The sequence below is a fragment of the Alteromonas sp. ABH4_454 genome (assembly GCF_056311775.1).
This window is the reverse complement of sequence record NZ_CM149972.1, coordinates 2,827,435-2,843,162: the sequence shown is the minus strand read 5'-3', so window position 1 is coordinate 2,843,162 and position 15,728 is coordinate 2,827,435. Positions and strand designations below refer to the sequence as shown.

The following is a 15,728-nucleotide window of genomic DNA, read 5'->3' as shown; positions in this document are numbered from 1 at the left end:
ATACATAGTGAAATTTAGATTAGCAAGCAGCCAACACGAATAATAAAAACCAAAGGTTAGAACAATGACGACAATAACGAAAGCTGGCAAAACCGTGCTCTTTTCGAGTCTACTGGGTGCTATATTTTCTCCATTTTGCCTCGCTAAGGTAAACTATGCGGACAATTCTGGATTTTCTATTACTAACGAAAGTGAAAGTGCGGCCCCTATCGAAGCCGTGTATTCTCACTTTATTCACGACGTGGATAAGTGGTGGCCAAAAGATCACACTTGGTGGAAGGGCAGGCTTAGCATTGATGAAAAAGCCGGTGGTTGTTTCTGCGAAGTTACACAAACAGCAAGTGCGGCACACATGCAAATAAGCTATGTTGAGCCTAACAAAAAAGTGGTAATGACCGGCGGATTAGGTCCTCTTCAAGAAATGGGCGTATCAGGTGCGCTCACTTGGGAATTCAGCACAGCAGAAGAAAACGCTTCATCGAACGATGATACAAAGCGCGAGCCTTCACCAAAAACAAAAGTTACCCTTACCTACCACGCCTCTGGCAATATTCACTTCAACGGACAACGAGCATCGAACGAGGACGCTGCCAATTTGGTTACCGTTGTCGACAAAGTGCAGGCGCAGCAGTTAAATGCATTAACCGCCTTTAGCAATAAACAATTTAACAAATCGGATAAAGACAGCGCTAAGCGTTAATAGAAATGACCAAAAATAGGTCGCTATGTGAATTGTACGCGAAAGTTTAAGCAAGTCATCTTCGTTAACGCGCCTAAACTGCTGCATTAATGCTCACTTTTCATGCAAGCAGAAATAAATATTGCCTAGTTCAGTGTTAAGCTATTGAGGCATGGCTTAGCGCTGGGTTATTCTATTGGGCTATATGTATGTAAAGTGGGAAAATCCCACGTGCGGTTAAATGGCAAGAATGCTTGAGAGATTACAAATTCTCTTGTAAATCGTTCGCCTTATGCCGCCCCATAAACGTTTTAACTTTTTAATGCGGAAGCCTAAGTTTCATGGCCGATAATCAGTACAATCCGAAAGACATTGAACAGCGTGTTCAGCAATACTGGGAAGATAACCAATCTTTTAAAGCAAACGACGATGTAGACAAAGAAAAATTCTACTGCCTGTCGATGTTCCCCTATCCTAGTGGCCGACTTCACATGGGTCACGTGCGCAACTACACCATTGGTGACGTAATTAGCCGTTTCCAGCGTATGCAGGGTAAAAATGTATTGCAGCCTATGGGTTGGGATGCTTTCGGTCTTCCGGCGGAAAATGCAGCGATTAACAACAATACTGCACCGGCGAAATGGACATACTCCAACATCGATTACATGAAAAACCAGCTTCGCTCGCTAGGTTTTGGTTACGACTGGGACCGCGAAGTCACAACATGTAAATCTGATTACTACCGCTGGGAACAGTGGTTCTTCACACGCCTTTATGAAAAAGGCCTTGTGTACAAGAAAAATTCTACCGTGAACTGGGACCCTGTCGATCAAACTGTTCTGGCTAACGAGCAGGTAATCGACGGTCGCGGATGGCGTTCAGGCGCCCTAGTTGAACAAAAAGAAATTCCACAGTGGTTTATTAAAATTACTGACTACGCTGAAGAGCTTTTACAAGATTTAGAACAGCTTGAAGAATGGCCTGATCAAGTACGTGCAATGCAAGCAAACTGGATTGGTCGCTCTGAGGGCGTGGAAATTACGTTTGATCTAGCGTCAGCGGTTAACGATATTGCCGATTTAACGGTATACACCACCCGTCCGGATACCTTCTACGGCGTAACTTATGTAGCAGTAGCGGCGCAGCATCCATTAGCTGAGTTTGCAGCGAAGTCTAATCCAGATTTAGCAGCCTTTATTGATGAGTGTAAAAACACCAAAGTTGCTGAAGCTGAATTAGCGACGATGGAGAAAAAAGGCTTTGCCACTGGCTTTGAAGTTATCCACCCTTTAACTGGTGAAAAGCTTCCAATTTGGGTCGCTAACTTTGTGTTGATGGACTACGGTTCAGGCGCAGTTATGGCAGTACCTGGCCACGACCAGCGCGACTGGGAGTTTGCCACAAAGTACGATTTGCCTATTAAGCAAGTTATCGCACCAAATACAGATGATGAAGATAAATGCGACCTTTCAGCTTCTGCGTTTACAGAAAAAGGTAGCTTAATTAACTCGGAAAAATTTGACGGGCTTGAGTTCGATTCGGCATTTAATGGTATTGCTGATGAGCTTGAAAACAAAGGCTGTGGTAAGCGCAAAGTAAACTACCGTTTACGTGATTGGGGCGTAAGCCGACAGCGCTACTGGGGCGCGCCTATTCCAATGCTTAATTTGGAAAACGGTGAATCGGTTCCGGTTCCTGCTGACCAACTACCGGTTGTGCTACCTGAAGACGTAGAAATGAATGGCGTAACCTCGCCAATTAAAGCTGACCCTGAGTGGGCTAAGACCACATACAATGGTGAAGCTGCGTTACGTGAAACTGACACCTTTGATACCTTTATGGAGTCATCTTGGTATTACGCACGTTACGCAAGTGCTACCAATAACGATGCCATGCTTGACCCGACTTCAGCCAACTACTGGCTACCGGTAGATCAATATATTGGTGGTATCGAGCACGCCATTTTGCACTTGCTTTATTCGCGCTTCTTCCACAAATTGCTACGTGACGAAGGCTTGGTGAACTCTGACGAGCCATTTAAGCGTCTATTGTGCCAGGGCATGGTATTAGCCGACTCTTACTACCGTGAAGACGCATCTGGTAAGAAAACTTGGTTCTCGCCTACTGAAGTAAGCACAGAGAAAGATGACAAAGGCCGCATTGTTAAAGCGTGGCTAACAGCAGATGGCGAAGAAGTTATTCATGGCGGCATGACCAAAATGTCTAAGTCGAAGAATAACGGTATTGATCCGCAAGAAGTTATCGACCTGTACGGTGCCGATACAGTCCGTCTATTTACCATGTTTGCAGCGCCACCAGAGCAAACCCTAGAGTGGGTTGATTCTGGCGTTGAAGGTGCAAACCGCTTCCTACGTCGTATCTGGAAGCTTGTTACCGAGCACGTGGAAAAAGGCACGGCAGAAGCTATTGACGTTAAGTCACTGTCGAAAGACCAGCAGGCACTTCGCCGTGAAGTACACAAAACGATTGAGAAAGTGTCTGATGACTTAGGTCGTCGCCAAACCTTCAATACTGCGGTTGCTGCAGTAATGGAGCTACTGAATCACCTTCAAAAAGCGCCACAAGAAAACGCTCAGGACATCGCCATTATGCGCGAAGCTTGTGAGTCAATCTTGTTGCTACTTAACCCTATTACCCCGCACATCGCTCACGAGCTTTGGAAAGTACTAGGCCACAGTGAAGATATCGACTCAGCGCCATGGCCACAGGCAGATAAAGCGGCATTGGTTGAAGACGAGAAACTTATTATTGTTCAGGTTAACGGTAAGGTTCGCGCGAAAATGACCATTGCTGCTGATGCAAGTAAAGAGACAATTGAAGCATCTGCGAAAGAGCAGCCTAACGTTCAGCAATTTATCGAAGGTAAAACCATTCGCAAAGTGATTGTTGTTCCTGGCAAGCTTGTAAACATTGTAGCTAACTAGGTCAGATGGTAATGAAAAAGCACTTACAATTTGCAGTCGCTGTGTTAGCTACCGTTTGGGTTACAGGCTGTGGTTTTCATTTGCGAAGTAGCCCTAGCCTACCCGACGACATTAACACGGTTGCCATTGAAAGTGCTCGAGCACACGCGCCCCTTGCGCGTGCGCTCGATAAACGCCTTAACGTTTATGGTTTATCCAGTGTTAATGTAGATAAAACAACCCGCTCTAACCAACACGTAAACATTTACTTGCTACCAGAGAAGTTAGAGCGCCAGTTGCTGTCTGTTTATCCGTCAGGGCAAGTTGCCGAGTACGAGCTTATATACGTGGTTCGTTATCGTGTTCAATTTCCCGGTAAAGAAGCGGTGATGGCCCAATTTGAAGTGGTGCGTGACTATCAAGACGACCCAGATCAGGTGTTGGCAAAGTCTCGTGAGCTTGAACTAATGTTAAGTGAAATGCGTAACGAGGCGGCAGATATCATGATTAGACGCCTTTCTAGTCAGGCAGTTGCTGCGCCAAACGTATCGTCACTATAAAACAAATAGACATCAGAATTCTTCATGCAAATTTATCCAAACCAGTTTAGCCAAGACATTTCAAAGGCATTACGTCCATGCTATTTGGTATTTGGAGACGAGCCTCAGCAAAAATTTGATGTTATTGAACAAATTCGCGCGAAAGCAAAGGCTAATGGTTTTGAAGAACGCACTGTGCTTGTTGCAGAAACAGGCTTTAACTGGAATCAGTTAATTGAAGCTACGCAAAGCATGTCGCTTTTTTCTAGCCAGCAGTTTATTGAATTAGAGCTACCCACAGGAAAACCAGGCACTGAAGGCAGCAAAATGCTGCAAGAAGTCGCGGCGTCTTTAAACCCTGATATTCTGTTGCTCGTTCACGGCCCCAAAATAGGCAAGGACGTACAGCGCGGCAAATGGTTTAAGGTTCTCGATGAACTGGGGGTATCGGTACTTTGCTATCCACTGGAAGGCAAGCAGCTAAACGCATGGTTGAATCAACAGCTTAAAGCCCATCAGCTTTCCGTGACCGCGACAGGCGCCAAAATGATTGCCGATTTTTGTGAAGGCAACATGCTGGCCGCCAAGCAAGAGATTGACAAGCTCGCGCTGCTCTACCCTAACCAGTCTATTTCAGACGAGCAAATTGAACAGGCGATGGTGGACCAATCGCGCTTTAACGTGTTCCAGTTGGTTGACGTGATGCTTAGCGGTGACAGCACTCGCTGTATCAAAATGCTGTATCGATTAGAAAGCGAAGGTCTAGAGCCAAACATTATTATCTGGGCGCTTGTGCGTGAATGGGAGCAGCTATGGAAGCTAAAACTAGCTCAGCAAAGCGGCACGCCTATACAGTGGCAAAAGTTTGGTATATGGCGCAATAGGCAAGGCTTTTATCAAAGTGCATTAAATCGTTTGAGCCTTGCACAGCTCGAAGATATACAAAACGCACTTACACGAGCTGACCATGCATTTAAACAAAATGTAATTGCCCGGCCCTATGTTGAAATGTGTCACCTTTGCATGATGTTCATGGGCATAGATCTTCGTGAAATCCCGCTGTTACAAGCGTAAAAGCCCTAATAGGGTATGGATAAGGTACGGACAAGGTAAATAAACAAGTGAGTCAATCACGCTCTTCTCAATCAAACCAACATGTAAAAGCTATCCTAGGCGGAACTTTTAACCCACCACATAAAGGTCATATTGGTGCTGCACTGAAAGCCGCTGATGAAGTGGGTATTGAACATGTTTATCTAATGCCGTGCAAATTAGCCCCCCATAAGTCGGTAGGCGTTTCAGAAACCCACCGGGTAAGAATGATTGAACTTTGTTCCCAAAACAATGACAGACTTATTCCAGAGTTAATTGAACTGACGCTTCCGTCACCCTCTTATACGGTAAAAACACTACGAGCGTTGAAAGAAAAAAGCAATGATACAATCTGTTTTTTCATTGGCGCAGATTCACTGTATAATCTGGATAAATGGTACGAGTGGGAAGACCTGCTCGATTACTGTCACTTAGTGGTTATGCGCAGAGACGACGAAGAATCTTCGCCTCCCCCTGCGATACAAGCTTGGTTAGATCGTCATGTGACTAACGATAAAAGTGTTATTCACACGAAGCCTTCAGGCCATGTCGTGTTGACCAACACACCACTGTATAGTGTTTCATCTACTGAAATTCGTGACGTATTAGCAGGTGCTGCCACGTCTGACGAAGCGAATGCGCCAAACGCTTTAAAGGCTACTTCTGCCGAGTCTTGGCTAGAAGAAAGCGTATTAGCATACATAAACGAACATCAGTTATATAAAAGTTAAGTAAGTGAGGAAAGCTCTTGGAGAGTCAACAGCTCAAACAGTTTGTTAAAGATAAAATTGACGACATGAAAGGCCGTGATGTTATCGAACTAGACGTTCGCGGCAAATCAACAATTACAGATACCATGATCATTTGTTCGGGTAACTCTAAACGCCACGTATCTTCTATTGCTGAAAACGTAATGGTTGAAGCAAAAAATGCCGGCCATGCTCCTGGGAGTGTAGAAGGTAAAGAAACAGGTGAATGGGTTCTTGTGGATTTTGGTGATGTTATCTTGCATGTTATGCAGGACGAAACCCGTGACTTCTATCAGTTAGAAAAGCTGTGGGCGCAGTAATTTAGACGCTGGCTAGAAATACATAGCTACACGGTCGATAAAGGCCATACCTCATTAGCGTATGGCCTTTATTGTATAAAAGAAAAACTCATTCCTGCGGTAAGGGTATATTAAGTGCGTATACAAATTGTGGCGGTCGGAACAAAGATGCCAGCCTGGGTTAACACAGGCGTTGAAGAATTTATTCGTCGATTCCCTAACGATATGCCGGTGTCATTTACTGAAATTCCTGCAGGTAAACGGGGTAAGAACGCCGATATAAAGCGCATTTTAGAGAAAGAAGGCGAGCAAATGCTGGCTGCTATTCCTAAAGGAAACCGCATTGTTACCTTAGAAGTAACGGGTAAGCCTTGGGACACCCCTACACTGGCTAAACAACTCGACAATTGGAAAATGGACGGGCGCGATGTAAGCCTTCTTATCGGCGGGCCTGAAGGATTGGCGCCTGAGTGTATTGCGGTGTCTGAGCAAAAATGGTCCTTATCGGCCCTCACGCTTCCCCACCCTCTTGTTCGCATTATCCTTACCGAAAGCCTATACCGCGCATGGTCGGTCACGCAAAATCATCCGTACCACCGTGAATAAGAAATCGCTACACTAATGCAAAGGAAGTCAATGCCTCGAAAACGACAAGCAATTCGCGATCATTCAGCTGAGGCGAACTTGTTCGCTCGCCGCGCGACTATCGCTTTTATTATCGTTGTTGCCATGTTGGGCATTGTGCTAAACAACCTTTACTCTTTACAGGTTACCCAATTTGAAGATTATCAAACCCGCTCTAACGGTAATCGGATCAAAGTTTTACCCATAGCGCCAAACCGCGGTCTTATTTACGACCGAAATGGTGTACTTTTAGCGGAAAACCGCCCGGTTTTTAGCCTGGAAGTCATTCCCGAACAGGTCGATGATGTTGACCAAACCCTTGCCGATTTAACTGAATTAATGGACATCACAAGTGATGAGTTAGAGCGCTTTCAATCCACGCTTAAGGGAACCCGTCGATTTAAACCCGTAGCCCTTCGCACACAATTAAGCGAAGAGGAAGTCGCGCTTTTTTCTGCCAGCAAACATAAATTTCCCGGCGTGCAAATTGAAGCCCGTCTAGCTAGACATTATCCGTACAAAGAAACCCTCACTCACGCCCTCGGTTATGTGGCACGTATTAATAAGCGCGACTTGCAAAAGCTTGTTGAAGCGGGACAAGAAGATAATTACGCGGCAACTCATGACATTGGCAAATTAGGTATTGAGAAATACCACGAAGAATTACTGCACGGTAAAGTCGGCTATCAGCAGGTTGAAGTAAACAATCAGGGTCGTATCATTCGTGTGCTGAGTGTTGAGCCGCCAACGCCGGGCAAAGATATAGTGCTTAACTTAGACCTTGAGCTTCAGTTAGAGGCTCAGCGAATAATAGAAGGTATGCGCGGCGCAGTAGTTGTAACCGATGTTAAAACCGGTGGCGTGCTTGCCCTATACTCTAACCCCAGCTACGACCCAAATTTATTCGTGCACGGTATCAGCAGTAAAAATTATTCTGCGCTGTTGAATTCACCAGACCGGCCACTTATTAACCGTGCTACTCAAGGTCAATATCCGCCTGCTTCTACCATCAAACCTCATTTAGGTTTTGTTGGTCTTGAAGAAGGCGTTATTACAAAAGACTATACGGTTAACGATACAGGTCGCTATAAATTACCCAATGTATCCCACGTATGGCGTGACTGGCGTCGTTGGGGCCATGGTAAAGTAGATGTCTCGAAAGCCATTGAGGTGTCTTGTGACACCTACTACTACGAACTGGCCTATAAATTAGGTATCGATAAAATTAGTGAGTCTATGTATGAATTCGGCTTCGGAGATTTTACCGGTATCGATCTTTATGAAGAATCTGACGCAAATATGCCAAGCCGAGGCTGGAAGCGCGCACGATTCAATCAGCCTTGGTACATTGGCGACACTATACCTGTAGGTATAGGCCAAAGTTACTGGACCACTACCCCTGTGCAATTGAACACATCAGTTAACACCTTAATCAATGCCGGCGAACGCTATATCCCTCAAATTATTCGTGGCTATATGAATACAGATAGCACTGTTGACCTTATCCCACTTAAGTCGCTTCGGCCTATAGAAATTAAAAACCGTGAAAACTTAGACGTGGTATTAAACGCCATGCGCGATGTGGTAAGTGGCGATGAAGGCGGAGCACGCCATGCGTTTGCAGACACACCATATGATTCAGCGGGTAAAACAGGTACAGCGCAGCTCTTTACTGTTGGACAAAATGAAGAATACGATGCGGAAAAAATAGATGAGCGCCTTCGCGACAACGCCATGTACGTAGGGTTTGCTCCTTTTGATGACCCAGAAATATCAGTAACTGTGGTACTTGAAAACGTAGGTGGTGGTAGTAAGAACGCAGCGCCTGTCGCGCGTCAAATCATGGACTTTTATTTCAGAGATCGTGTCTTTGAAACTGTAAAAGCTGACTCGGCAAACAGTGATAATAAATTAGGGACAAACCAGTGAAACGAACCACCATAAACCCTAATAAAATAAGTTTTCTTCAGCGCATTCATATCGATGGCTGGCTGCTCGTTGGTCTACTAGTGTTAAGCTGCGTTGGTTTATTTACGCTCTATTCTGCATCTGGACAAGATATGGAGCAAATGGAGCGTCAGTTTATCAGACTGGGTTTTAGTTTTATCGTCATGTTCGGCCTAGCCCAAGCCCCTTTGGGCGTGTTTAGGTTTTTCTCAACCTATTCCTATGCTGCTGGCCTATTAATGCTTATAGCCGTATTGCTGTTTGGCGACATGGGAAAAGGCGCACAGCGTTGGCTCGATTTAGGCTTTATTCGTTTTCAGCCCTCTGAATTAATGAAGCTTGCCGTACCTATGATGGTGGCGTGGTATATTAGTAAATTTACTATGCCGCCTCGCACCACACATATCATTGTTGGTTTTGGACTAGTGGTTGTGCCCACCATCCTAATTGCTAAGCAACCCGATTTAGGAACTTCACTGCTGATTGCAAGTTCAGGCATCTTTGCCATATTTCTAGCAGGTATGAGTTGGCGTCTTATTTCAATAGTCGGCGGGCTTATCGGTGCATTTGCGCCTGTTATGTGGTTTTTCTTAATGAAAGACTATCAGAAGCAACGGGTTCTTACCTTTTTGAACCCAGAAAGCGACCCTCTCGGTTCTGGCTACCACATTATTCAATCTAAAATTGCCATTGGTTCAGGCGGTGTCGACGGCAAAGGATGGCTACAGGGTACACAATCGCAGCTCGAGTTTTTGCCAGAACGCCATACCGACTTTATCTTTTCTGTATTTAGTGAAGAGTTTGGCCTTACCGGTGTCATGTGCTTAATGGCAATTTACATTTTTATTATTATGCGCGGACTAATTATTTCTAGTCGCGCACAAGATGCTTATGCAAAATTGCTCGGTGGCAGTATAACGCTTACCTTTTTCGTATATGTGTTTGTGAATATGGGCATGGTGTCCGGATTACTCCCTGTGGTGGGCGTCCCTCTCCCCCTAGTGAGTTTTGGTGGAACATCTATGGTGACTTTGATGGCAGGTTTTGGCATTCTTATGGCCATTGCCACTCAAAAACGTTTAATGTCTAGATAACTTGTATGTTACAGCGCCTTTTTTCGGTACTTGATTTAGTTAATGCAAGCGCAATTCGTGCAAGCTTGCGAAACGCAGGTTTTGTGCGTCAACACTCTATCCGCTGCGGTGCGGCTGTACTTACCGCCATCTTGTTAGTGGGGTGTCAAAGCGCGCCTTCTCAATCTAGCCGCTACACTCAAAAGCAAGATTCGGCACCAAAACACGTTGCCAAAAAGCCTGAGACATTAGACGCGGTACCCAAGTACGAAGCCTATCGCATGTTCAACAGCAGGCCCTACAAGGTGCTTGGTAAACACTATACCCCTATGAATGACGGTAAAGGCTATGAAGAGGTGGGCTATGCGAGTTGGTACGGTCAAAAGTTTCATGGTCATTTAACCTCAAACGGTGAAACCTATAACATGTTTGCTATGAGCGCAGCTCATAAAACACTGCCGCTTCCCTCTTATGTACGCGTAACTAATTTGGAAAACAACAAGCAAGCCATAGTTCGCGTTAACGACCGCGGTCCGTTTCACGATAACAGGATCATAGACTTATCTTACGCCGCCGCAGTGAAACTTGGCTATCACAGTAAAGGTACGGCAAAAGTTAAATTGGAAGTTATCCATTTTGATGAACAAAACAATGTCACGGTAGGCAATAACCCAACGGTGACCTACGATGAGTACTTAGGCATAGCTGTAGCTCCTCCTTCAGAGGTAGCCAGTACGTCGCCTAAGCCCCCTCTCGATTCAGCGGCAGCTGATAAAACAGCAAGTATACCAAGTAGCAATACAGTTGCCGATGCTGTTTACATACAAGTTGCTGCGCTCTCAAACGCGGAAAAGGCGAAATCCATTTCCAACGTACTGTCGGCCTTGTATCAAATTCCCGCTCATTTGCCCGTGGCTGATAACATTTATAAGCTCCAGCTTGGGCCTATTCACGACGAAGCTGTCGTGGCAGAAGTGCTCGAGCAGTTAAAGCAAAACGGTTACCCTAACGCTTACGCAATTACACAAACGCTATAAACTGTATACGGGTTATCAATAGCCAGTCTTCTTGTCCAGTGTTGCTCATACCCACTGAAGGTTGCCAACACCCACAAATAAGTAAGAACTTGTTATCTCGCCAATGTATGCCCGTTTATAAAATCAACAACATTGTGGCAGCTTTGTGTCATTCAGCAGGCAATATCACGGTTTCTTCGTCTTATCCCTACTATCCCTTAAACTTTTTTGATAAAACCTAGTCTTATAAGCAGCCTTTCGTTAAGATCTCTTATTGCCCCACTAAAATATGGGTAAATAGTCAGAGTTCGTATACGAACTGGATAAAAGCTAAAATTGGGTAGCCATGTTTTAAGGTATTCGCTTCGCGGTTATCGCAATAACAAGGTAAGCTTTAACTCACACGGATAAACGGTCAAAGAAATTAGAACCATGCTCAGAATAATTCAACGCGCTAAACCGTCATTACTTTCATTTGCCTTTTTGGTAATGGGGACATTACTGCATACAGCTAACGCTGCGGTAGTGACACCGCCAGCACCCACTGTAGCTGCAGAAGGTTTTTTACTTACCGACTATGAAACCGGTAACGTTATAGCTTCAAAAAACGCAGATATGCAACTTGCGCCAGCAAGCTTAACCAAAATCATGACAATTTATGTCATTGGTAAAGAGCTTCAAGCGGGCAACATTAGTCTAGACGATGAAGTCACTATTTCTGAGAATGCATGGGCAAAGAAATTCCCAGATTCATCAAAAATGTTTATCGAAGTAGGTACACAGGTTTCTGTAAGTGATTTGCTTCGCGGTATCGTTGTACAGTCAGGAAACGATGCCTGTGTTGCAATGGCCGAACACGTTGCAGGCTCTGAATCTGCGTTTGCTAGCATGATGAACGCTCACTCAGCATCACTTGGTATGACAAGTTCTCACTGGGTAAACGCGCATGGTTTGCACGACCCAGACCACTACACTACACCACGTGACATGGCTGTTTTGTCTCGCGCGCTTATTGCTGAGACACCAGAAATGTACAAAATTTACAGCGAAAAAGAATTTACCTATAACGGTATTAAGCAATACAACCGCAACAGCCTATTGTGGGATAAAAGCTTGAACGTTGACGGTATCAAGACTGGCCACACGTCTGACGCGGGCTACAGCCTAATTACTTCAGCGGAACAAGGCGGAATGCGCCTAATCTCAGTGGTTATGGGCACAGACAGCGAACGTGCGCGTAAAGTAGAAAACAAGAAGCTGCTTAAATACGGCTTCCGTTTTTACGAAACACTAACGCCATATGAAGCTGGCCATAGTTTTGTCGCGCATCGTATCTACATGGGTGATAGAGAAACCGTAGACCTTGGAATTAACCAATCTACCCCCATTACTATTCCGCGCGGTCAGGCGGCAAACTTAGAAGCTAACTTTGAGCTTGACGACAAGCTTGAAGCACCGCTTGCAAAAGGCCAAGTTGTTGGGAAACTTTACCTACAGCTAGATGGTGAAGATGTAGCGAGTTACCCTTTGGTAACACTTCAAGAAGTAAAAGAAGGCAGCTTCTTTAACCGCGCTAAAGACTACATTATGCTTCAGCTAGGTTTTGACGACGAGTAAGTTACCGTACTGAAAACGTTAAAAAGCTAGTTGTGAAGCGGCCAGATTTGTTACAATCTGGCCGTTTTTTTATATGATATTTTAAGTACCAAGGATATCGCATGGATACCCGTTTCGACGAACTACTAGATTTTCCAACAAACCAAACCTTTAAAGTAATGGGCGTTGCCCACGAAGACCTACCAGAACAGGTAGTAGGATGTCTTCAACAGCATGCACCTGGCGACTATTCACCTACGGTGAAACCAAGCAGTAAAGGTACTTACCACTCGGTGTCTATCAGTGTGCGTGTAACCAGCAAAGAGCATATGGAAACCATTTACACTGAGTTAGCTAAATTAGAGCTTGTAAGGGTTGTACTTTAAGTGAATGAGCAGTCGACATCGGCTACCGTAGATGGCGTTATTGTACGCCAGCTTAGGTCGTCAGCCTTATGCGCCAATCTTTGAAGCGATGAAGCGCTTTACTGATGAACGCGACCAGAATACGCCAGATGAAATATGGCTTGTGGAACACGATGCGGTATTTACTCAAGGGCAAGCGGGTAAAGCTGAGCACATACTGATGCCTGGCGATATACCCGTGGTTCAGGTAGACCGTGGCGGTCAAGTTACCTACCATGGCCCAGGCCAACAAGTCATTTATTTGATGCTTAATATAAAGCGCCGCAAGCTAGGCGTACGTCATTTAGTCACTGCAATGGAAGAAGCAGTGGTCGGACTACTTGCCAAGTATGACGTCAAGGCCTATCCAAAGCCCGACGCGCCTGGGGTATACGTCGACGAGAAGAAAGTCTGTTCGCTAGGTTTAAGAATACGTAATGGCTGCTCGTTTCACGGTTTGGCTTTAAATGTTAATATGGACCTATCACCGTTTCAGCGTATCAACCCATGTGGTTACGCCGGTATGGAAATGATCGATACCGCGCGCCTTAATGGTCCAACGACACTTGAAACCGCTGGTAAGGAATTAACGCACCTGTTGCTAGAAGCGCTTTCCCTTGCACAGCCAACATATAAAGAAGGTTTTGATGAGTAACGCACGACCTCAAGCGGGGGTAAAACTTCGCGATGATGAAAAAGTAAAACACATACCCGTCACCATTATTCCTACAGAAAAGGAAGAAATGCTGCGTAAGCCTGAGTGGATCAAAATCAAACTTCCTCGTACTACCGAGAAAATTGACCACATCAAGAAAACGCTGCGCAAAAACAATCTTCACTCTGTGTGTGAAGAAGCAAGCTGCCCTAACCTAGCGGAGTGTTTTAATCACGGTACCGCCACCTTCATGATTTTAGGTGACATTTGTACCCGTCGATGCCCTTTCTGCGATGTAGCCCATGGTAAGCCGCTTCCGCCTAGTGCAGAAGAGCCTGAAAAACTCGCCAAAACCATCGCCGAAATGAACCTGCGTTATGTGGTGATCACTTCTGTTGACCGCGATGACCTTCGCGATGGCGGAGCTCAACATTTCGTAGACTGCATTAACGCAATTCGCGAACACAGCCCTTCGACAACCATTGAAGTGTTAGTCCCTGATTTCCGTGGTCGTATGGACCGTGCGCTTGAAATTTTCAAAAACGGCGTACCCGACGTTTTCAACCACAACCTTGAAACCATTCCGCGCTTATACCGAGAGTGTCGTCCAGGGGCAAACTATCAGTGGTCACTGGACTTACTTAAAAAGTTCAAAGCACAGCACCCAGATGTTATGACGAAGTCAGGCCTTATGATGGGAATGGGTGAAGAAAACGAAGAGATTCAAGGCGTACTTGATGACTTGCGTGCTCACGACGTTGATATGCTAACTTTAGGTCAATACCTTCAGCCAAGCCGACACCACTACCCAGTTAAACGTTATGTTCACCCGAAAGAGTTCGATGCTCTTGGTGATTATGCTAAAGAGATTGGCTTCACCCATGCTGCATGCGGCCCTATGGTTCGTTCTAGCTACCACGCCGACCAACAGGCAGCGGGCAAGGAAGTGAAATAAAAAATGCGACATAAAGCGGTGGTCTCCACCGCTTTTTTTATGCCCCTATTTCTGGGTGACAAACCCGTAGGTCTTGTTAGAATGCCCTCAAAATATGCAGTCCCTTTTTTAAGGGCTTTGAAGGGTAAGAGCATTTTCATGCGCAAACATATTTATATCGCCTATACAGGCGGAACAATTGGTATGAAGCCATCTAAACAAGGCTACGTTCCAGCCGCCGGCTTCCTGTCAGACACGCTTAAAAATATGCCTGAGTTTCATCGTTCGGAGATGCCCCTTTTTACGCTCCATGAATACGACAATCTTATTGATTCGTCAGATATGGATCCAACGGATTGGCAGCGTATTGCCGATGATATTGCCAATAACTACGACAAGTACGACGGCTTCATTATATTGCATGGTACTGACACAATGGCTTACACCGCCTCAGCGCTAAGCTTCATGCTAGAGGACTTGTCTAAACCAGTAATAGTGACTGGGTCACAAATCCCTTTAGCTGAGCTTCGTTCTGACGGCCAAGTTAACCTACTCAATGCGTTATTTGTAGCCGCGAACTTTCCTATCGCTGAGGTCGGACTTTTCTTTAATAACCGACTTTTACGTGGCAATCGAAGCCGTAAGGTGGATGCAGATGGGTTTAGCGCATTCGACTCGCCTAACTTCCCTCCTCTATTAGAGGCTGGCATTAATATCCGCCTTAAGGCAGGAGAACTCGCAAAAGCGCCCACAAGCAACTTAACCGTATCTAACGTGTCGGCACAGCCTATCGGCATGGTGAGTTTATACCCAGGCATTGCTCCAGAGGTAATTAAAAACACCCTGCAGCAGCCTGTAAATGCGCTGATCTTACTTAGCTACGGCGTGGGGAATGCCCCCCAGAACCCTGAGCTTATTGCGCAGCTTAAATACGCTAAATCTCGTGAGATACCGGTTTTAAATTGCACCCAATGTATGCGAGGTCGCGTGAATATGGGTGGTTATGCGACAGGACACGGTTTGCAAGAAGTAGGCGTTTTGTCAGGTAGCGATATGACCCCTGAAGCCGCTCTTGCCAAACTGCACTATTTATTAAGTAAAGGGCTTCCTTTTGAAGATGTCTGTAAGTTACTAACGCAAAATCTGCGTGGCGAATTAAGCGACTAAGCTCGTATAAAAGGCCAATGCTGAAGGTTT

The 15,728-nt window shown here is 45.4% G+C and carries 15 protein-coding genes; all 15 read left to right on the top strand.

From position 1 onward, the window contains the following. Positions 1-64: 64 nt before the first annotated feature. The 15 genes from ACYX4W_RS12395 to ansA all read left to right on the top strand — a co-directional run bounded on the left by ACYX4W_RS12395 (position 65) and on the right by ansA (position 15,698). On the top strand, positions 65-700 hold the full coding sequence (locus ACYX4W_RS12395; protein WP_476073389.1) for an SRPBCC family protein: 636 nt from the start codon (positions 65-67) through the stop codon (positions 698-700). 320 nt (positions 701-1,020) lie between these two features. Then, on the top strand, positions 1,021-3,624 hold the full coding sequence (gene leuS, locus ACYX4W_RS12390) for a leucine--tRNA ligase (RefSeq protein WP_476073388.1): 2,604 nt from the start codon (positions 1,021-1,023) through the stop codon (positions 3,622-3,624). An 11-nt stretch (positions 3,625-3,635) separates the two neighbouring features. After that, the gene (locus ACYX4W_RS12385; RefSeq protein WP_474807022.1) at positions 3,636-4,163 is read left to right on the top strand and encodes an LPS-assembly lipoprotein LptE; all 528 of its coding nucleotides are present in this window, start codon (positions 3,636-3,638) and stop codon (positions 4,161-4,163) included. Positions 4,164-4,187: 24 nt separating this feature from the next. Then, positions 4,188-5,216 (top strand): DNA polymerase III subunit delta, encoded by a 1,029-nt coding sequence (gene holA / locus ACYX4W_RS12380; protein ID WP_476073387.1) that lies wholly within the window; start codon positions 4,188-4,190, stop codon positions 5,214-5,216. A 47-nt stretch (positions 5,217-5,263) separates the two neighbouring features. Beyond that, entirely contained in the window at positions 5,264-5,965 is a 702-nt protein-coding gene (gene nadD, locus ACYX4W_RS12375) for a nicotinate (nicotinamide) nucleotide adenylyltransferase (protein ID WP_476073386.1), read from the top strand. A gap of 17 nt (positions 5,966-5,982) precedes the next feature. Further along, a complete protein-coding gene (gene rsfS, locus ACYX4W_RS12370) occupies positions 5,983-6,303 on the top strand; it encodes a ribosome silencing factor (protein WP_118495087.1) in 321 nt (106 codons plus the stop codon). Between the two features lie 114 nt (positions 6,304-6,417). Further along, complete coding sequence (rlmH, locus tag ACYX4W_RS12365; RefSeq protein ID WP_476073385.1) at positions 6,418-6,888, top strand: 23S rRNA (pseudouridine(1915)-N(3))-methyltransferase RlmH; 471 nt, start codon at positions 6,418-6,420, stop codon at positions 6,886-6,888. Between the two features lie 30 nt (positions 6,889-6,918). After that, the gene (gene mrdA, locus ACYX4W_RS12360) at positions 6,919-8,835 is read left to right on the top strand and encodes a penicillin-binding protein 2 (RefSeq protein ID WP_476073384.1); all 1,917 of its coding nucleotides are present in this window, start codon (positions 6,919-6,921) and stop codon (positions 8,833-8,835) included. Next, positions 8,832-9,947 (top strand): rod shape-determining protein RodA, encoded by a 1,116-nt coding sequence (rodA, locus tag ACYX4W_RS12355; protein ID WP_476073383.1) that lies wholly within the window; start codon positions 8,832-8,834, stop codon positions 9,945-9,947. The genes mrdA and rodA overlap by 4 nt, the downstream gene beginning before the upstream one ends. A gap of 5 nt (positions 9,948-9,952) precedes the next feature. Further along, a complete protein-coding gene (locus tag ACYX4W_RS12350) occupies positions 9,953-10,963 on the top strand; it encodes a septal ring lytic transglycosylase RlpA family protein (RefSeq protein WP_476073382.1) in 1,011 nt (336 codons plus the stop codon). A 411-nt stretch (positions 10,964-11,374) separates the two neighbouring features. Continuing rightward, positions 11,375-12,559 (top strand): D-alanyl-D-alanine carboxypeptidase family protein, encoded by a 1,185-nt coding sequence (locus ACYX4W_RS12345; RefSeq protein ID WP_179983315.1) that lies wholly within the window; start codon positions 11,375-11,377, stop codon positions 12,557-12,559. A gap of 101 nt (positions 12,560-12,660) precedes the next feature. Further along, a complete protein-coding gene (gene ybeD / locus ACYX4W_RS12340) occupies positions 12,661-12,924 on the top strand; it encodes a DUF493 family protein YbeD (RefSeq protein WP_474807034.1) in 264 nt (87 codons plus the stop codon). A 31-nt stretch (positions 12,925-12,955) separates the two neighbouring features. After that, complete coding sequence (lipB, locus tag ACYX4W_RS12335; protein WP_476073381.1) at positions 12,956-13,597, top strand: lipoyl(octanoyl) transferase LipB; 642 nt, start codon at positions 12,956-12,958, stop codon at positions 13,595-13,597. After that, positions 13,590-14,552 (top strand): lipoyl synthase, encoded by a 963-nt coding sequence (gene lipA, locus ACYX4W_RS12330; RefSeq protein WP_179983312.1) that lies wholly within the window; start codon positions 13,590-13,592, stop codon positions 14,550-14,552. The genes lipB and lipA overlap by 8 nt, the downstream gene beginning before the upstream one ends. Before the next feature lie 138 nt (positions 14,553-14,690). Next, entirely contained in the window at positions 14,691-15,698 is a 1,008-nt protein-coding gene (gene ansA / locus ACYX4W_RS12325; protein WP_476073380.1) for an asparaginase, read from the top strand. The last annotated feature ends 30 nt before the right edge of the window (positions 15,699-15,728 follow it).